This window comes from Streptosporangium sp. NPDC000095, assembly GCF_042899335.1.
Classification (GTDB): Bacteria; Actinomycetota; Actinomycetes; order Streptosporangiales; family Streptosporangiaceae; genus Streptosporangium.
Genome location: NZ_JBIAZS010000003.1, coordinates 334,769 through 353,484, shown reverse-complemented (window position 1 = coordinate 353,484; position 18,716 = coordinate 334,769). Strand labels below are relative to the sequence as shown.

General features: G+C 69.6%; 13 protein-coding genes. 10 read left to right on the top strand and 3 right to left on the bottom strand.

Going from position 1 to position 18,716, the window contains the following annotated elements; genetic code table 11:
• Positions 1–40 precede the first annotated feature (40 nt).
• Complete coding sequence (locus ACFY3V_RS09890) at positions 41–445, top strand: RidA family protein (RefSeq protein WP_350945267.1); 405 nt, start codon at positions 41–43, stop codon at positions 443–445.
• Here the strand turns inward: ACFY3V_RS09890 and ACFY3V_RS09885 are convergent.
• A complete protein-coding gene (locus ACFY3V_RS09885) occupies positions 429–1,397 on the bottom strand; it encodes an RNA methyltransferase (RefSeq protein WP_362899778.1) in 969 nt (322 codons plus the stop codon). The two genes, ACFY3V_RS09890 and ACFY3V_RS09885, sit on opposite strands and share 17 nt — an antisense overlap.
• On the bottom strand, positions 1,390–2,163 hold the full coding sequence (locus tag ACFY3V_RS09880) for a DUF4184 family protein (RefSeq protein WP_350945265.1): 774 nt from the start codon (positions 2,161–2,163) through the stop codon (positions 1,390–1,392). The genes ACFY3V_RS09885 and ACFY3V_RS09880 overlap by 8 nt, the downstream gene beginning before the upstream one ends.
• Positions 2,164–2,501: 338 nt before the next feature.
• Here ACFY3V_RS09880 and ACFY3V_RS09875 point away from each other — a divergent pair, with 338 nt between their 5' ends.
• From ACFY3V_RS09875 to ACFY3V_RS09835, 9 genes are all read left to right on the top strand, one after another.
• Positions 2,502–3,134: a hypothetical protein gene (locus ACFY3V_RS09875; protein ID WP_389771867.1), complete on the top strand. Its 633-nt coding sequence runs from the start codon at positions 2,502–2,504 to the stop codon at positions 3,132–3,134.
• 199 nt (positions 3,135–3,333) lie between these two features.
• Positions 3,334–5,118 (top strand): substrate-binding and VWA domain-containing protein, encoded by a 1,785-nt coding sequence (locus ACFY3V_RS09870; RefSeq protein WP_350945263.1) that lies wholly within the window; start codon positions 3,334–3,336, stop codon positions 5,116–5,118.
• A gap of 201 nt (positions 5,119–5,319) precedes the next feature.
• A complete protein-coding gene (locus tag ACFY3V_RS09865) occupies positions 5,320–7,851 on the top strand; it encodes a sigma factor-like helix-turn-helix DNA-binding protein (RefSeq protein WP_389771864.1) in 2,532 nt (843 codons plus the stop codon).
• Positions 7,852–8,373: 522 nt separating this feature from the next.
• A complete protein-coding gene (locus ACFY3V_RS09860) occupies positions 8,374–9,501 on the top strand; it encodes a GNAT family N-acetyltransferase (protein ID WP_362899773.1) in 1,128 nt (375 codons plus the stop codon).
• Positions 9,502–9,658: 157 nt separating this feature from the next.
• Positions 9,659–10,489 carry a glycosyltransferase family 2 protein gene (locus ACFY3V_RS09855; RefSeq protein WP_362899771.1) on the top strand — a complete coding sequence of 277 codons (831 nt, stop codon included), beginning with the start codon at positions 9,659–9,661 and terminating at the stop codon, positions 10,487–10,489.
• Positions 10,490–10,491: 2 nt separating this feature from the next.
• A complete protein-coding gene (locus tag ACFY3V_RS09850) occupies positions 10,492–11,442 on the top strand; it encodes a glycosyltransferase family 2 protein (RefSeq protein ID WP_389771860.1) in 951 nt (316 codons plus the stop codon).
• The gene (locus ACFY3V_RS09845) at positions 11,439–12,242 is read left to right on the top strand and encodes a polysaccharide deacetylase family protein (RefSeq protein WP_362899767.1); all 804 of its coding nucleotides are present in this window, start codon (positions 11,439–11,441) and stop codon (positions 12,240–12,242) included. Before ACFY3V_RS09850 ends, ACFY3V_RS09845 begins: the two co-directional genes overlap by 4 nt.
• A gap of 278 nt (positions 12,243–12,520) precedes the next feature.
• Positions 12,521–15,850: a hypothetical protein gene (locus ACFY3V_RS09840; RefSeq protein ID WP_389771856.1), complete on the top strand. Its 3,330-nt coding sequence runs from the start codon at positions 12,521–12,523 to the stop codon at positions 15,848–15,850.
• Between the two features lie 92 nt (positions 15,851–15,942).
• On the top strand, positions 15,943–17,169 hold the full coding sequence (locus ACFY3V_RS09835; protein WP_362899763.1) for a DUF418 domain-containing protein: 1,227 nt from the start codon (positions 15,943–15,945) through the stop codon (positions 17,167–17,169).
• Here the strand turns inward: ACFY3V_RS09835 and ACFY3V_RS09830 are convergent.
• A complete protein-coding gene (locus ACFY3V_RS09830) occupies positions 17,166–18,548 on the bottom strand; it encodes a xylan 1,4-beta-xylosidase (protein ID WP_389771851.1) in 1,383 nt (460 codons plus the stop codon). The genes ACFY3V_RS09835 and ACFY3V_RS09830 overlap by 4 nt on opposite strands.
• Positions 18,549–18,716 lie beyond the last annotated feature (168 nt).

Sequence of the window (18,716 nt, the reverse complement as noted above, 5' to 3'; positions counted from 1 at the left end):
CCGATCAGGGGAACCAGCGAAGATTGTTACGGTTTTCCGCATGACTGAACGGTTCGCGATCCTGAGCGGGTCCACCTTCGAGGAGCAGATCGGATACGCGCGGGCGGTGGTCGACGGTGACCGCGTGCACGTGTCCGGGACGACCGGCTACGACTACGCGACCATGACGATCTCCGACGACGTCGTCGAGCAGGCGGAGCAGTGCATGCGCAACATCGGAGAGGCACTGGCCAAGGCGGGCTGCTCGTTCGCCGACGTCGTACGGGTGCGATACATGCTGCCCGACCGCGAGGACTTCGAGCCCTGCTGGCCGACCCTGCGCCGTCACTTCGGCGAGGTCCGCCCCGCCGCGACGATGATCGTGTGCGGCCTCGCCGACTCCCGTATGAAGATCGAGATCGAGGTGGACGCGCGGCGAGGAGATCCGCTCAACCGGCGCGCATGAGTCCGTGGCAGGCGATGGCGGCGGCGGCCACCACGTTGAGGGAGTCGACGCCCATGTCCATCGCGGCCGGGCTCATCGGGATGCAGACCGCCTCGTCGGCCTCGCGCAGCCAGCGGGAGGAGAGCCCGTCCCCCTCCGAACCGAGGAGCAGTGCCACCCGGTCGGCCATGGCGACCTTGTCCATGGGGGTGGCGGACTGGTCGGGGGTGAGGGCGAGCGTCTGGAAACCCGCTTCGCGCAGTTCGGCCAGACCGGCGTACCAGTCGGTCATCCGCGCGTACGGGATCGCGAAGACCGCGCCCATGGAGACCTTCACCGAGCGCCGGTAGAGGGGGTCGGCACAGCGCGGCGAGAGGATCACCGCCTCCACGCCCAGGGCGGCGGCGCAGCGGAAGATCGCGCCGACGTTGCCGTGGTCGACGAGGTCTTCGAGGATCAGGACGCGCCGGGGCGCCACGGGCTCGGCGGAAACCCCTCGCTGAGCCGGGAAACCCGATCCTGGTCCGCCCTCCGAGTGCGCCGCGTCCTCGGCGGAGGCCCCTCGCGGAGCCGGGGAGTCCGATCCTGGCTCGCCGTCCGACCGCGCCGTGTGCCCGGCGGGAGCCCTTCGCGCCTCGCGTCCGGACAGGAGATCCTCCACCTCGGGAAGCGGGAGGCGTTCCATCGCGGCGAGGGCGCCGCGATGGACCTGGAATCCGGTGACCTCCTCCATGACGGCGTCGTCCACGACGTGGACCCGGTCGCCGAGCGGGCCGAGGAGATCGGCGAGAGGGCCGGCCCAGCGGGAGGTGAGGAGTACGGAACGCACGGGGTAGCCCGCCGCGACGGCGCGGCGGATCACCTTCTCCCCCTCGGCGATGAAGAGGCCGTGCTCGGCCTCCATGCTCTTGCGCAGCTCGACGTCGCGCAGGTTGGCGTAGTCGGCCAGGTGGGGGTCGATGGCTTCAGGCACCCTCGAATACTGCCATGACCCGCCTGAGCTGCCATATCAGCGCGTAGACGAGCAGCATCGCGGAGCAGCCGACGACCGCCCCCGCGCCCAGCCTCGTCACGAGCTCGGCCTTGGTGTCCGGGGGGAAGGTAAGCGCCCAGGCGACCGCGCCCAGCGGGATCGAGACGGCGGTGGCCAGGAGCACGGCCGCCCGCTCACCGGCGGGCAGGAGCAGCCGTTCGGGCACCGGCCGCGGCTCCATCGCGCTCAGTCCGCGCCAGGCCCACCAGAGGACGACCGCCAGGCCGACCACGGTGGAGGTGTACTGCAGCAGGCGGAACAGGGAGATCACTCCCGCCACCCGGACGTCCAGCCAGCTCCAGCCCCACAGGGCCGAACTGTACGAGTGGGTGAAGGAGTCCCAGAGCTTGTGGGTGAAGGCGCCCACGATGCCTCCCGCGACCACGGCGGGCAGCCGCCGCAGCCCGTACATCCCCGGGGTCAGCGCGGCGGCGCGTCCGGCGAGGGAGGGGGGCAGGAGCGCGGTCAGCGGGTCGCGGAGCGTCAGGTGGAAGACGGCGAGCAGCACCAGGACGGCGAACAGGTCGATCGTGAGGACGCCCTCGGAGGAGTGCCAGAACATGTAGTCGGGCAGGAAGGGGAAGAAGATCGGCAGATCGGGCACCATCGCGCCCAGGGCGAGGGCCCAGGGGTCGAGAAACCTGCGCGTCCGCTCCGAGGAGATCAGCGGCAGCACGGCTGCGACGTGGCTGGGCGTGAACGGCACGGATTTCCCTCCCGACGATCTGCTGGACAGCTCCATCTTGCGGCATGCCCGCGCCGGGACCGCGGACTTTCACCGGCCCGCGAAACCCGCCGTCCTCCCACGCCCCGCCTGCGGCGGGACAGGCCGGTCGACCGGCCTGTCCCGCCACACAATCCACCACACCGTTCGCGCGGTTCGCCATGCGGTTCCGTCATGCGGTTCGTCACGGGGAGGCACGTGGTCCGCCACCGGGGGAGGCATGTCGCCGTCACCATGAGGAGCTTCGCCGCTTCTCCACACTCCGACACCATGTGACGCATAGATTACCGAGCGTCGTCGAACGGGTACCGGAGGCCGTCGTGACCGATCAGATCGTGCCGGTGGCACCGCCGAGCGCCGAGTGGCTGCGTGACGCCCGCAGGGCTCGCACCCTCTCCCTGGTGACCCTGGTCTGGCTGGGCGCCGAGAGCCTGCTCGGCATCGCCGCGGGTCTGGAGGCGCATTCGGTCGCCCTCATCGGCTGGGGCACGTCGGCCCTGGTGGAGGCGGCGGCCGGCCTGATCGTGGTCTGGCGGTTCACCGGGACGAGGACAGGTTCCGCGTACGCCGAGGAACGGGCCCGCAAGGCCGTGGCGATCAGCTTCTGGATCCTCGCCCCCTACCTGGTGGTGCACGTGGCGCACGACCTGGACGCCGGGCACCGGGCCGTGCCGACCCTGCTCGGGATCGCGGTGACGGCGGTCAGCGTGGTCGGCATGCCGTTCCTGGGGATGGCGAAGCGGCGACTGGGGGTCCGATTGCACTCGGCGGCGACCGCGGGAGAGGGGACGCAGAACCTCATGTGCGCCACCCTCGCGGCGGGGGTCCTGGCCGGGCTCGCGCTGAACTCCGCCGGCTGGTGGTGGGTCGATCCCGCGATGGCGGTCCTGCTCGCCGCGGTGGCGGTACGTGAGGGGTTCAGGGCGTGGCACGGGCACTCCTGCTGCCACTGACCAGGCGATCCTCGCTGTCTCGGTCGTCGACCGCTCTTCGCGGACACAGAGTTCAATGATCAACACATACAGTAACAACCGCACCGAAATGCGTTTTTTGCCCCACTAATCATTGCAAGTACAGTTCCGTGAATATTGCGGACGACCTCCCGATAGGGTGACCCGCTAGCTCCATGACATCGACACCGAAGAGGACATCGTGGGCGGACGTCACCGGACAGATGAACTCGAGGACGGCTACACCCCGTACAGGGAACAGCAGACGAGACGCAGGCGTGGAGGACGCGGCAAGGTGCTGGTCCCGCTCGCCGGATCCGTCGCCCTCGCGGTACTGCTCGGCGTCGCCGCGTTCGTGGTCATCAACCGCGACCGTGACGGCGGGTGCGCGGGCGAGGCAGTCCCGTTGCGGATCACCGCCTCCCCTGACATCCAGCCCGCCCTGTCCCAGATCGCCCAGCGCTTCAACAAGGCGGCCCACCAGGTCGACGGCAGATGCGCCGCCGTCACGGTGGCCAAGGGCACCTCGGCGACCGTGGCCTCCTCCTTCACCGGGGGCAAGGCCGTCGCGATGGACATGTGGGTCCCCGACTCGAAGCTGTGGGTGACGAACCTGCGGACGAGGGTGGAGGAGGTGCCCGAGGCGGGCGCGTCCATCGCCCAGTCCCCCATCGTCATGGTGGCCTCGGGCTCGGTGGTGCCGAACCTGAAGAAGAGCTTCGGCGAGGCCAGCTGGGGCGGCATGATCAACGCCGCCAACGTGGCCAACGTGGACGGTCCCGGCCGCAAGGTGCGCGTGCTCGTGCTGGATCCCGCGCTCAACTCCGCCGGGCTCGGCGCGCTCCTGGCGGCGGCCGGGGTGGCCACTGCCTCGGGCGCGGGCGAGGAGCAGCTGGTCGGCGCGCTCAAGAGCCTGTCGGGATCGACGTCGACGGTTCGCGACCAGGACGCGCTGCTGTCCAGCCTGGGCGTCCAGGGCAGCAAGGCCCCGCTCGGCATCTCCTCGGAGCAGGGAGTCTGGGCGTTCAACAAGGCCAAGAAGCCCGATGTCCCGGCCGTGCCGCTCTATCCGGCCGAGGGGACCATCAACCTCGACTACCCGGTGGTGATCACCGCCAAGGACGCCGTCGTCCGCAAGGCCGCCGAGGCGTTCCAGAAGGAGCTCGGCAGCGAGGCGTCGAAGAAGGCACTGCAGGACCAGGGGTTCCGCACCCCGGACGGCAAGGGCGGCAAGGCCATCTCCGGCTCCGACGGCTTCCAGGCCAAGGCGCCGCAGGCGATCGAACCGCCCGACGCCAAGACCGTCGCGAGGATGTCCCAGACCTGGTCCCGGATCAAACTGGGCACGAGGCTCCTCACCCTGCTGGACGTCTCGGGCACCATGGCACTCCCTGTTCCCGGTACGGGCCTGACCCGGATGCAGGCGATCAGCAGGATCGCCGTCGAGGGCATGAAGCTCTTCCCCGCCAACAGCGAGCTGGGACTGTGGGAGTTCTCCACCCATCTCAACGGCCAGGGCGTCGACTACCGCGAGACGGTCCCGGTCGGCCCGCTCACCGAGGACATGAACGGCGCCCTGCGCAGGGACGTGATCAACCAGAAGCTGATCACGACCCAGGCCAAGGCGACCGGTGACACCGGGCTCAACGACACCCTCGCGGCCGCGTACAAGCAGATGACCGACGAGTACCAGAGCGACAAGATCAACACGGTGCTCATCCTCACCGACGGGGCCGGCAACGACGATCCGGACGGCGGGATCAGCAACCAGCAGATCCTGAAGCGGCTCAGGGACCAGTTCAACCCCGAGAAGCCGGTCAGCGTCCTGATCATCGCCTTCGGTCCCGACGCCCCCAAGGGCAAGCGCCAGATGGACGCCCTCGCCAAGGCGACCGGCGGTGACGCCTACATCGCCAAGGACGTCCTGGAGGTCAGAAAGTTCTTCCTGGAGGGCATGAAGCGCCGGCTCTGCGCTCCCAACTGCTGACCCTCCCGCATCACTTTCACCCCGTACGGCTGGTGTCACATTGGCACCAGCCGTAGCAGTTTTCCCAGGTCATACCGTATCGGCATGATATTGACCCCTTTGGTCAACCAGTCGCGGGGAGGTGACGTCCTACGCGTGTGGGCTGGAACGGGCGAGTGGTGAAACCCGTGAACGAGCCCGTCTCACGGGGGAGGAATATCCGTGCCCGGATGGCCGACCGTCGGCCGGACCGACGACCAACGACTCGTTGAAGCGCTGCGGCGTGCCGACACAGCCGACCCTGTGGCACCCGCGAGCCTCTACGACTCCTATGCGGAACGGCTCAACGACTACGCCCACTCGCTGCTGGGCGACCGTGAGACGGCCGCCGGCGCCGTACACGACGCCCTGGTAACGGCCCGGGGCAGCGTGGACCGCCTGCGCGAGCCCGGCCGCCTGCGCGCGTGGTTGTACGCGCTCGTACGGATCCGGTGCGCGGACGCCGGGCACGGCGGACCTCGGGGAGCGGTGCCACCGCCCGACATCCACGACGATCCCGGCGAGCGGGAACTCGCGGTCCTGGTCCATGAGGCGATGGCGGAGCTGAGCGTTCAGGAACGCGAGGTGCTCGAACTGTCGCTCCGCCACGACCTCGGCAGCGGCGAGGTCGGCGCGGTGCTGGGGCTCACCTCCCGCCAGGTCACCGCGAGGCTCGGCCGGGCCCGCGACCACCTGGAGAACGCGGCCGGCGCCGTGGTGCTCGCCAAGGTCGGCCGGGCGCACTGTCCCGACCTGTCGGCGATGGTGGACTCGTGGGAGGGGCCCCTCACCACGATGCTGCGCAGGCGCCTGTCGGCCCACATCGGCCGCTGCGAGGTCTGCCTCGAGCGCAGGGACCGGCACGTCTCGGCCGGGCGGCTGCTGGACCTCGTCCCCCTGACCTACCCGCCGCTCTCCCTGCGCCGCCGGGTGATCGAGACCTGCGTGAACCCGGAGTCGCGCGAGGAGCGCGCCGCCATCGCCGCCGAGAACGGCTTCGACAAGGCCGGTTTCCCCACGGCGGCCGAACGACGTTCAGCAGGGCGCCGGTGGGGCGGGCGGAGGAGCGCGGGCGGCAGGCGGGCACGCGACGAGAAAACCTCCGAGAGCGCGGCCACACCGCCCACGGGCACCCGCGCCCGGCACGCGGCACCTCCCGCGGACCCCGGAACGCCCCCCACGGGCGCGAGGGCTTCGCAGGCCGGGGCAACCGGGGCAGAGGCACGGTACGAGTACGAGGAGGAGCGAGCGGGACACACAGGGGGACACACAGCGGCCGGGACGCGATCCCCCGAGGGTGGGTCGGGCACGACGTGGCGAGGGCCGGAGAACCAGGGCGGCCCGCACCGCGCGGAGGGCGGACCGGCACCCCGATACGTTCTGCCGTCGCCCTCGGCCGGCGAGCCAGGGCGTGCGGCCCCCTGGACGAACACGACGAACACGACGGACACGGAGGCGCGGCCGGCCTCACGGCAGGCGGACGGCGAGGCGCGGCACACACCGCCACCCGTGAACATCGAGGTCTGGCCGGCACCGCCCGTGAGCGCCAAGGCGTGGCCGACACCGACCGAGAACGCCGAGGCATGGCCGGCACCTCCGGCGGACGACGAGGCGTGGCGTACGACACCGCCCACGAACGACCAGGCCTGGCAGACGACACCATCCACCGGCAATCAGGCATGGCAGGCGACGCCCACGGAGAACCAGGCGTGGGAGGGGGCACCATCCGCGAACGAGCAGGCGTGGCACGCGTCGTGGCCGGTGGACGACGAGTCCTGGCGCACCCCGCCGAACGGTGGCGCCGAGGCCCGGCACACGCCACCGGTAAGGGCTCCCGAAGCTCGGCACACGCCACCGGCGGGGACTCCCGAGGCTCGGCGTACGGCGTCGCGGGAAGACCTGGAGGCCCGGTGTACGTCATCGGCGGAGTACGGCGAGGTCCGGCGTGCCGCACTCCCCGGCGGCGGGAAGCGGGGCACGGAGGCGCTCCCCGCGCAGCGGCGCAGGCGGCGCGGACGCAGGGGTCCGGTGCTGCTGGCGGCCGTGTGTGTGCTGGCCGCCACCGGGGCGGTGGTCGTGGTGGGCGGAGGCGACCTGGCCGGCGGGGAATTGAGGGACCCCCAGGCCGCGCCGGGACCGGAACCCGCGCTGATCACGCTGGAGCCCGAGCCCGCGCCGGAGCCCGACCCCCTGTCGGAGGACCCGGGGACGGCGCCGACGCCCACGCCGACGAGAAGCCGCAGGAGCGAGGCACCCGCCACCCCCGCTCCCACCGCCACCGCGGCGCGACCGGCTCCGAGCCGCGCCACCACCGCGGGACGGCCCCGCCCCACCCGCACCGCCACCACACCGCCCGTGACCGGACGGCTGAACGTCTCGTGCCCGCGCGACATCGGGGAGGGTGCCGGGCAGATCCGGCTCGCGGCTCGCGGCGCCACTGTTTCGTGGTCGGCGACCACCTCCGGCGGGCTCGCCGTGCACCCCGTCCGCGGGCAGTTGAAGGCGGGCGCGAGCGGCGTGATTTGGGTCACTGCCAAGGACCCGTCGGAGAGCGGTGCCGGGCGGGTCGCGTTCAAGTCCGCCGGGGGCAACGCCGGATGCGCGATTTCGTGGGAAAGCCCTGACCCAGATGCCTCCGCACCCCCTGAAGACCCTGCCCCGGAGCCGACTCCGACCCCCTCCGCCGGGGCGGGTTCGGAGGAGGCGACGGGCTGATTCCCACATCTCGTTTTACCTAACACCGAGACTTCCCTCAGGGATCCGGTAAACCATGGACTGGTGCCGAGCGTCGGCATTGACGTCCATGTTGAGTGATTGGTCACATGAAGAGCGCGATCAGTCACCTCATTACCAACCAGGAGCTCGGAAGATGTCGGTCAACCGCAGGGTGCTCAGATGGGCACTCACCCTCGCGTGCGTGGCGGGGGCCGTGATCGCCTTGGCCGACCTGGACACTCCGTTACGATTGATCCTTACGCCCCTGTTCCTGTTGGTCGTTCCCGGCGCCGCAGTGGTAGGACTGTTGCGTGATCGTGACCCACTTGCGGCACTATCAGTGGGTGCAGCGGCGAGCCTGGTCGTAAACGTTCTCTTGGCCGCTGCCATGCTTACCTTTGACGCATGGTCGCCCCGCGCCGGAGTCGCGACCATCGCGGTGCTCGGCGGCTTCATATACGTACTACGCGTGTTGTATCGGGGGAGCGGGAGTTTGCAGACCGAACAGGGGGCCAGGTCAAGGTGAACATCGTCATCGTTCGCCCGGGAGACCTCGGGGAGCCCGAGATCTCGCGATGGCGGGAGTTGCAGGTGGCGGACCCGTCGCTGGACAACCCCTTCCTCTCCGTGGAGTTCACCCTGGCCATGGGGCGACTGCGTGACTACGTTCGTGTCGCGATCATCCAGGACGGCGGCAAGATCGTGGGGTTCTTCCCCTACGAGCGCCACAGCTTCGGGATCGGCAAGCCTCTCGGCGGCTTCCTCACCACCTGCCACGGGCTGATCGCGGTCTCCGGCCTCAAGCTGGACGTCCGGACGCTCCTGCGCGCCTGTAAGCTCTCCGTCTTCGACTTCGACCACCTCGTCCCCGGCCAGCCGACGTTCGCGCCGTACGAGTCGGACGTGCGGCCGGCTCCGGTGATGGACCTCAGCGTGGGCTTCGAGACCTACATCGAGCGGGTGAAGGCCAACTCGCCGAAGAATCTCAAGACGGTCCGCTACAAGGAGCGCAAGCTCGGCCGCGAGCAGGGTGAGATCCGCTTCGAGTGGGCCTCGACCGACCTGGGCACGCTCCGTACGCTCACCAACTGGAAGTCCGACCAGTACCGCAGGACGGGCCGGGTCGACCGTTTCGCCCAGCCGTGGATCGTCCAGTTGCTCGACGAGATGCACGCGGAGAGGTCCGAGAGTTTCGCGGGCGTCCTGACCATGGTCTACGCCGGAGACAGGCCCGTCGCCGGTCACTTCGGCCTTCGGACGGCGACGACGCTGGTGGGCTGGTTCCCGGCCTACGACACCGAGTTCGCGCGTTACTCCCCCGGGATCATGCACCACCTGCACATGGCCGAGCACGCCGCGAACTCCGGGCTGCTGCAGGTCGACATGGGCAAGGGCGGACGCGAGTACAAGAGCTGGTTGAAAAGCGGCGATCTCTTCGTCGCGGAAGGTCGCGTGTCGCGTCCCTCCCCGGCCGCCGCCGTCCACTGGATCGGCCGCACCCCGGTCAACAAGGCACGAACGATCGTCACGGATCGCCCGAATTTATACAGGCTTGCTGACCGTGTGCTGAAAGGTTTCGGCCGTATGCGCTCCCCCGCGCAGAACCAATCAGGCACTCCGGCTGTCAAGGAACCGTGGGGAGTGGGTTAGACCGCTCCCGTTCATCACCACCCCACTCGCCAGGACCCTCGTATGCATCCCTCATCGCATTCGCCGTTTTCGCCGATCGTCCCGATCGGCCATGGCCCCGGGTCCGTCCGCCCAAGTCGCCCCTGACGACCGACCGCCCGGAAGGACATCCGTCACAATGAGTCCCGAGATCACCAAGCACTACAACAACAAGCCACCGCTGAGGGCGGTGCCTCCCATCGAGCGGTTCACTCCCATCACCCCCAACATGGCGATCTCCCCGACCGTCAGCGTCGTCGTGCCGGCGATGAACGAGGCCGAGAACCTCCCGCACGTCTTCGCGACGATCCCGCAGTGGATCGACGAGATCGTCCTGGTCGACGGCAACTCCAAGGACGACACCGTCGCCGTGGCCAAGAGACTGCGTCCCAACGTGCGCGTGGTCCACCAGACGGGCAAGGGCAAGGGCAACGCGCTGACGGACGGCTTCGCCGCCTGCACCGGCGACATCATCGTGATGATCGACGCCGACGGCTCCACCGACGGCCGCGAGATCATCCAGTTCGTGGGCGCCCTGGTCACCGGGGCCGACTTCGTCAAGGGTTCGCGTTACGCGTCAGGCGGCGGCAGCGACGACCTGACGTTCATCCGCAAGTTCGGCAACAAGTCGCTGACCGCGCTGGTCAACAGGATGTACGGCACCAGCTACACCGACCTGTGCTATGGCTACAACGCCTTCTGGGCCCGCCATCTGGACGTCCTCAACCTCGACTGCGACGGCTTCGAGATCGAGACCCTGATGAACGTCCGCGCCGCCAAGGCCGGGCTCAAGGTCCACGAGGTGCCCAGCCACGAGCGCTGCCGCATTCACGGCGAGAGCAACCTGCACGCCGTACGCGACGGCATCCGGGTGCTGAAGACCATCATCCGCGAGTGGCGGAGCAACCCGGCTCCCGCCGTTCACGAGCCGGCCGCCGCCGCTCCGGCCGCCGATCAGGGTGCCGCGTAACCATGAGAAGCAGTGTCGTCATCTGCGTTTACACCGAGGACCGCTGGGAGGACATCCGAGCAGCCGTCGAGTCGGTCCAGAACCAGACGCGCGCGCCACACGAGATCATCCTGGTCGTCGACTACAACCCGGATCTCCACCTGAGGCTCAAAAAGGAGTATCCCGGCGCGATCGTGGTGGAGAACGCTCAGGAGAAGGGGCTCTCCGGTGGCAAGAACACCGGTGCGGCGACCGCCTCCGGCGACATCGTGGCCTATCTCGACGACGACGCCGTCGCGGAGCCTGGCTGGCTGGAAGCACTGGAGGAGGGCTTCCAGGACCCGACCATCGTGGGGGTGGGCGGGCTGACCAGGCCGCTGTGGGGCATCGGGCACCGGCCCGGCTGGTATCCCCACGAGTTCGACTGGACCGTGGGGTGCAGCTATCTCGGCATGCCCACGCAACGGGCGCGGATCCGCAACGTCATGGGTGGTAACGCGGCCTTCCGCAGGGAGGTCATCGGCGGTGTCGGCGGGTTCCACACCGGCATCGGGCGCAGCGTGCAGGGGCGCAAGCCCCGCCCGCTGGGCTGTGAGGAGACCGAGTTCTGCATCCGGCTCTCGCAGCGGATGCCGGGGTCGGGAATGCTGTTCGAGCCCGCGGCGGTGATCGGTCACAAGGTCCCGCCGGTACGTTCGACGTTCGCCTACTTCCGTTCACGCTGTTTCGCCGAGGGGCTGTCCAAGGCGCTGGTCGCCCAGAGCGTGGGCGCGGGCGACGGATTGTCGAGCGAGCGGGCCCACGCGCTGAAGGCTCTGCCGATGGGCGCGCTGCGCGGAGTCGGTGAGGCGCTGCGAGGCGACCTGGGCGGCCTCGGCAGGGCCGGGGCGATCGTCGTCGGTCTGGCCTGGACGACCTGGGGTTACATCGTCGGTTCCCTTCGGCTGAAGCTGAAGCGGGTGCGTGCGGCATGATCCGCGTACCGATCCTGATGTACCACTCGGTCTCCGACCGGCCCAACGCCGAGACGAAGCCGCTCGCGGTGCGTCCCTCGGCCTTCGCCGAGCACCTCGCCTATTTGAAGGAGAACGGCTTCACGCCGCTCACGGTGGCCGACCTGGTCGCCTCGCTGCACAACAACAACGGCCGCTCCATCCCCGAGCGTCCGGTCGTGGTGACCTTCGACGACGGGTACGCCGACTTCCACAGCGAGGCGCTGCCCCTGCTCGAACGCTACGACTTCCCCGCGACGGTCTTCCTGACCAGCGGGTGGGTGAGGGACGCGGGCAAGGACGCGGCGGGCAGGCCCCTGGACACGATGCTCTCGTGGAGCCAGGCCCGCGAGGCCGCCTCCTGCGGCATCGAGATCGGCGGCCACAGCCACAGCCACCCCCAGCTCGACCAGCTGCCCGAAGACGAGCTCCGCCAGGAGCTGCGGCGCAACAAGGCCCTCCTTGAAGACAAGATCGGCTCGCTGGTCTCGACGATGGCCTACCCGTACGGCTACTCCAACGTGCGGGTGCGGCGCGAGGTGAGGAAGGCCGGATACTGGGCCGCCTGCGCGGTGAACAACGCCATCGCCGCCGACCGGCACGACGTGCTCGCACTGCCGCGCCTCACCGTCGCCGAGGGCACCTCGATGGGAATGTTCACCCGGGCGGTCGAGGGGAACCAGGTCCCGCTCATCTACATGCGGGAACGGATGCTGACGAAGGGGTACGCCGTCGTCAGGCGCACGAGATACGGTCTGCGCAAGGTGCGCGGCCAGGTGTGAACGGCCGGGTACGCCACGGAAAGAGCGCGATCCGCGAAGCGGGTCGCGCACCGGTGGCCGCCCCGGCGAGCTCGACGGTCTCCGCTGCCTGGCTTCCCCGCCCCCAGGGGGATCGGGGACGCCAGGAGAGGGCCATTTGGCCGGAGTACAGCCGCGATACCGCTTTTAACTGATCTACGCGAAGCGTCCGGACATGACGGATATCCGTAGTGACCCGTCACAGCCTGGTCCGCGTAGCCGCCATGATGTTAGACGTGAGGCAACGGGCAGGTAATGACGTGACGACGACGGGGGCGGCGGAAACCGCCGAGGTCGGGAAGATCGATCCCACTCACCCCGCGCCTTCGGACGAGCCCCAGGCCGGGGCCGACGGCGAGCCCGCCGGCACGGCGCCCTTCGGAGCGCCCGGCGACGAGGCTCCCGACGAGATCCCGGGCGGCGAGGTCCCCGACGACGAGGCTCCGGGCGATCAGACCTCCGGCGCCGGGGGTCCGCACGGCGAGACTCCCGACGACGAGACGGCCGGGACCGGAGCCCCGTACGGCAGAAGCCCGTACGGGGAGGCATCCGGCGCCGGGAGCCCCCACGGCAGGAGCCCGTACGGGGAGACTCCCGACGGGCGGACGTCCGAGGAGAAGACCCCTGCGGGCGCCCCTCGCGACGGGACGGCGGACGACGAGACGGCCGATGACGGCACGCCGCCGGATTCCGCCGAGGACGCCGATCCTGACGTTGACGTTGACGACGACGCCGCCGATGACCTGTCGCCGGCCCCCGATACCGGCACGAAAAACGCGAAAGGCGCGAAAGACTCTCCCGAGGAGAGCGCCTACGGTGACGATCCCGAGGTGACCGCCGTCATCCGGCTGCCCCTCAGCCCATCGTCCCCGCCCTCCGCGAGCGTTACCCGCTCCGAGACGACAGAGGCCCCGCCCGCGCGCCGCGAGAACGCCTGGCAGGCCAAGGACACCGGGGATGCCGAGGACGGTAAGGACACTGAGAACGCCGAGGACGGTAAGGACACTGAGAACGCCGAGGACGAGGACGGGGCCGACAACACGGCGGAGTTCCGCCTGCCCGACCTGACAGCGTCCCCACCGTCCACCGCGCCCTCTACGCCCTCTGCGCCCCCGGTGCGCCCTGTGTCCTCCGGACCTTCGGGACTCGACCGGCCTGCGGGCGTGGAGTCTCGAGAGAGGTCCACCGGAGCCCCTGGGGTCCCCCTGGAAGCTTCCGAGTCCTTCTCCGATGTCACGGAGACCCCGGCGGCCCATCGGGCCTCACAGGACACGCAGAGGGGCTCGGAGACCGGCTCGGGAGCGGGAAAGAGCGCCGGGAGGCTCACGGGGAAGGCGGCACCGGCGACGAGCGCGATGCCCCCGGCCGCGGTGGACACCGTCGAACCGCCGGTCACGACGCCCGCCGGACCCACTCCCGACCCCACTCCCGGCCCCGCTGGCAGGCCCACGCGCCTGCAGACCCTGATGCGGTCGGCCATGGTGTGGCTGCCTCCGCTGCTCACCGTCGAGGGCCTGGTCATGTACGTGCTGGCCCTGCGCGTGTCGCCGGGCCCGCTGCGGGGCGTCGACCTGAACGACATCGACGGCGTGGGCCTGATCTCCGCCATGCCGTCCACCGCGTTCGCCGCGATCCTGCTGATGCTCGTCGCGTTCTTCGTCACGATCGCGCAGAACACCGACCGCAAGTTCCTGCTGCTCTTCCAGATCGCGGCGATCACCTTCGCCCTGCACGGGGCCGCGGCCCTGATCGAGGACGAGGCGAGGTTCCACACGGCCTACGTCCACGCGGGCTTCGTGGAGTACATCAACCGCACCGGTGAGGCCTCCGCCATCCTCGACGCCCGTCTGGCGTGGCCGGGGTTCTTCGCGCTGGTGGCGTTCGTCACCAAGGCCGCCGGGGTCACCGACCTGACGACGATCATGCGGTGGACGCCGCTGCTGTCGAACCTGCTGTATCTCCTGCCGTTCGTGCTGATCCTGCGCCAGGTCGTCGCCACGACCAGGGCCCGCTGGTTCGCCGCGCTGCTGTTCGTCATCGTGCAGTGGATCGGCCAGGACTACTTCTCGTCCCAGGGCTTCACGTACGCGATCTACCTGGCCTTCGTCGCGATCGTGCTGCGCTGGTTCGGCAAGGTGGAGCCCCGCGTCAAACCGATGCCCGCCAAGGGGCCCGTCCGGCGGTTGCTCGCCCGCCTGGACGGGCTGACGCCGGGTGAACTGCCCCATTCCACCGGCGTCTACGACCGGGCCATCATGCTGATCGTGCTGATCGGCCTGTTCTCGACGGCGACCGCCTCGCACCAGATCACGCCGTTCATGATGCTCGGCGCGCTGACGGGCCTGATCCTGCTCCGACGCTCCTCGCTCAGCTGGGGGCTGCCCTTCTTCCTGGGCCTGATGGTGCTGGCCTGGATCAGCTACCAGACGGTCACCTTCTGGAGCGGGCACATCGACCAGCTCTTCGGCGGTCTGGGCCGGATCCTGGAGAACCTGCAGAGCAACACCGGCGACCGGATCGACGGCAGCGATCCCAAGCACGCGCTCGTCCTCATGGCCCGCCTGGGCATCTGCGGCGTCATCCTGACGCTCGCCGCGGCCGGCCTGTTCCGCCGTCTGCGGCGCGGCGTCGGCGACCGCGCGGCCCTGCTGCTGCTGTGCGTCCCCGTACTCGCCCTCGGCCTGCAGAACTACGGCGGCGAGATCGGCCTGCGCATCTACCTGTTCGCGCTGCCCGGCGCCTGCATCCTGGCCGCGTACGCGTTCTTCCCGAACCTCCCCGCGGGCACCGAGGACGCGCCGGAGGAGACGGTGCCGATCCGCAGGCGCAACATCCGGTTCAACCCCGAGCTGACGCGGCGGATCTCGCTGCTGCTCGCCGCCGGGTGCGCCATGATGCTGGCGATGGTCTTCCTGGTCGCGCGCTACGGCAACGAGCAGTTCGAACGGGTCTCCGCCAGCGAGGTCGCGGCGATGCACTACATCTACGACAACGACGAGCCGAGCGCCCGCGTCCTCTACCTGGTCCCGGTGCTGGGCCAGGAGGTGACGCCGAGCATCCCGTGGGGCGAGCGCGACTTCGACAAGATCTCCTACCAGCAGGTGCTGGTGGACAAGGATCCGGCCCAGCTCTCCTCGGTGATCGACAAGCTCCGGGTCTCGCCGCCCAACACCTATCTGGTGGCCACCCGTGGGCAGGCCGGATACCTGCAGCTCAACCACGGCTTCCCCCACGACTGGGCGCAGCGGTTCCGCGCCGCGCTCGACGCCAACAAGGAGCTCAAACGGGTCTTCAACGGCGAGGACGCGGCCGTCTACACACTGAGTTCCTATCCCGAGGGGGCCGAGATCCCCGAGCCGGGGGTGCAGCTGAACGGCAGTGACCCGACGTCGCCGTGGACGCCGGTCGGCCTGGCCGCGCTGGCCGTGACCTGGATCGCGCTGTTCGCCTACGAGGTGACCTGCCTGCGCGGCCGCGACCAGGCGACCCGGAGAAGAAGGCGCATCCTGTTCGTCGCGGTGCCCGCGTTCGTGCTGGCCCTGGCCGTGATCGCGGAGCGGTTCATCGTCATCGGCTACCAGCTTCAATAAGGAACAAAGTCTCATTGTGGGCGGTCGAACCGCACCATACTGAGCATCGTTCGCCGGGACGCACGTCCCGGCGCTGCTCGAAGGACGGTCAGATGCTCGCAGGGGAGCCCCGGGGCCGGGCAGGTACGTCCGCCGAGGCCACGGCGCCGAGGATCGCGGCGGTCGACGCGTTACGCGGCTTCGCGCTGCTCGGCATCGTGGTGGTCAACATCACCTACCTCGCCTCGGGGTACCGGATGGCCGGGCTGGCGACGCCGACGTTCTCCGCACCGCTCGACTGGGAGGTGCGCTGGTTCGTCTCGATCCTCTTCGAGAACAAGTTCTACATGCTGTTCGCCTTCCTGTTCGGCTACAGCTTCACCCTGCAGATCGACTCGGCCCACAGGTCGGCGACGAGGTTCGCCCCCCGGTTCCTGCGCCGCCTGGGAGGGTTGTTCCTGCTCGGACTGGCCCACGCGGTCCTCCTGTTCCCCGGTGACATCCTGACGACGTACGCGGTCGTGGGGCTGGTCCTGCTGGCGATGCGGCGGATCGCCCCGCGCACCGCGCTGATCATCGCGCTCGCGCTCACGGTGGCGCTGGCCGCGGGGATGTTGCTGCTGGCGGCGCTCGCGACACTGGGCACGGACGCCTCTCAGGCCATGTCGGAGAACGCGGCGCAGGCCGCCCTGTCCGACGAGGCGCTGCACGGCTCCGCCTCCATGATCATCAATGAGCACCTGCACAGGCTCGCCAAGATCTTCGTGCTGCGGGTCTCCTTCCAGGGGCCCACGGTGCTCGCCGCCTGCCTGGTCGGGCTGGCCGTGGGCAAGCTGCGGCTGCTGACCGACCTCTCCGGGCACACGGCCACGCTGCGGCGGATGCAGTGGGCGGGGTTCACCGTCGGGCTCGCCGGGGCGCTGGTCTACGCGCACTCGACCTGGTCGGGCGGCGGGCACGCGTACCACATGGTCGGCCAGGCGGTGAACCTGCTCACCGCGCCGCTGCTCGCCGCCGCCTACGCCGCGACCCTGCTGCGCCTGCTCCCGGCGATGCCGCGCCTGGCGGGGGCGCTCGCGGCGCCCGGCAGGCTGGCGCTCACGAACTATCTGGCGCAGTCGCTGATCAGCTCACTCATCTTCACCGGCTACGGGCTGAGCCTGGTCGACCGGCTCAGCCCGTTTCACGTCGTGTCGATCGGCGTCGGCATCTTCGCGGCGCAGTCTCTCTGGAGCCTGTGGTGGCTGCGTCGCCACCGCTACGGGCCCGTGGAGTGGGTGCTGCGCTGGTTCACCAACTGGCGCAGGCCCTCCCCCTCCGCCTCCGCGGGCGCCGCCTAGGCTCCGGTGCGGTCGCTCCATCTGACCTCGTACGGCCTGAGCTGGAACTCCTTGCCGTCCACGACGGTGGTGGCGGGCGCGTTGGTGGTGTTGACCATCACGAGCTGGCGCTCCTGGGCCAGGACCCGCACCTGCGTGTTGGAGGAGGTGACCGTCTCCAGCGTGACCCCGAGGGGGAACCACTTGGTGAAGCCGCTCATGATGCCCGCCATGGGCATCTCGACGCCGGTGGTCGGATGCCACAGGCAGCCGGGGCACGCCTGGTTCGCGTCGATGGACTTGCGCTGAGGGTTCCAGAAGAGCGAGGTGGTGACGCCGCTGGTGGCGAACTCCATCATCGCGGCCGTGTGGACGGCGATGCGGCGATCCTCCTCCCAGTCGCTGTTGTTGGGTTCGACGTACCATTCGGCCCACCAGACCGGCAGGTTTCTGCTCTTCTCCTGGAGCCACCTGGTGAGGGCGCCGAACTTGCCCAGGGCGGTGAACTCGTCGGGGAAGGCCCCGGCCTCCTTCGTGACCGAGGCTCCGTCGACGACGATGAAGTCGGCGCCGTCCTTGTTCTCGATCCAGTAGCGGACCGCCTCCAGGTCGCGCTGGACGATGCTCCCCCACGGCCCCTGGATCTCCGCGCCCCGCTCGGGGACGGTGGTGCTGCCGACGGAGACGTAGGGGCCGCCGACCTTGATGTCCTTGTCGACGGCCTTCAGCGCGGCGTAGACCTTGTTGTACAGCTCGGTGTAGCCCTCGATGTCCCAGCGGTTCTGGGGGGTGTTCCAGAATCCCTTCAGCTCGTTCCAGACCATGAAGTGCTTGACGGTGGGGTAGCGCTTGGCGACGGTCACGGCGAGCTTGGCGTAGTCGTCGAAGTGCTCGCGCCGGGGTGCGGTCTCCAGCTGCGTCCAGTCGGTCCTGCCGGAGCTGCCGCCCTTCATCCAGTCGGGCGCGCAGCACAGCGTGATGATCGGGACGGCCTCGGAGCCGGCCATGAGTCTCACCCTGCGGTCGAGGTCGCGGAAGTCGTTCTTACCCGGCGCCGGCTCGGGATTGCCCGCGCCCCAGCCCATGATGTGCTGGTTCTGCAGCATCGGGACCCGGCTCAGCATGTGGGAGGCGGCCTCGGTGACATCGCTGCCCTCGTTGTCGGCGCTGAACTCCGTGTGGGTGATGCCCCAGCGCGGCCATTCCTCGAGGGAGGGGGGCGCCTCCAGCACGGGTGCCGGCTCCGTCGGAGCCGCGGTCATGGCCTGTCCGCGGGGAACGTCCGGCTTCGCGGCGTAGGCGATGATGCCGACCACGAGCACCACCGTCACGACCATGGCTCCCAGTGCGACCGGCCAGGCCGGGCGCCGTCGCTGGTGCCGTCCGTTAGTCGGTATCACCGAATTCCTCAATCCTCGCAGGTCAACGAATGTAGCGTTCCACAGCGGCAGCGGACCGTGACGGTGCCTCGACATGGTTCACAGGCAAGCGTTACCGGCCATGCCGCCAGCGTATCCAGGGTGGCTTGCACAACGCTTGAAACTTCTACCGTAGTTCCCGCCCGCTCT

Excerpts from the sequence above, each read along its gene's own strand:
- ACFY3V_RS09890 (WP_350945267.1), top strand. The coding sequence starts at position 41 with ATGACTGAACGGTTCGCGATCCTGAGCGGGTCCACCTTCGAGGAGCAG.
- ACFY3V_RS09855 (WP_362899771.1), top strand. The coding sequence starts at position 9,659 with ATGAGTCCCGAGATCACCAAGCACTACAACAACAAGCCACCGCTGAGG.
- ACFY3V_RS09850 (WP_389771860.1), top strand. The coding sequence starts at position 10,492 with ATGAGAAGCAGTGTCGTCATCTGCGTTTACACCGAGGACCGCTGGGAG.
- ACFY3V_RS09845 (WP_362899767.1), top strand. The coding sequence starts at position 11,439 with ATGATCCGCGTACCGATCCTGATGTACCACTCGGTCTCCGACCGGCCC.
- ACFY3V_RS09835 (WP_362899763.1), top strand. The coding sequence starts at position 15,943 with ATGCTCGCAGGGGAGCCCCGGGGCCGGGCAGGTACGTCCGCCGAGGCC.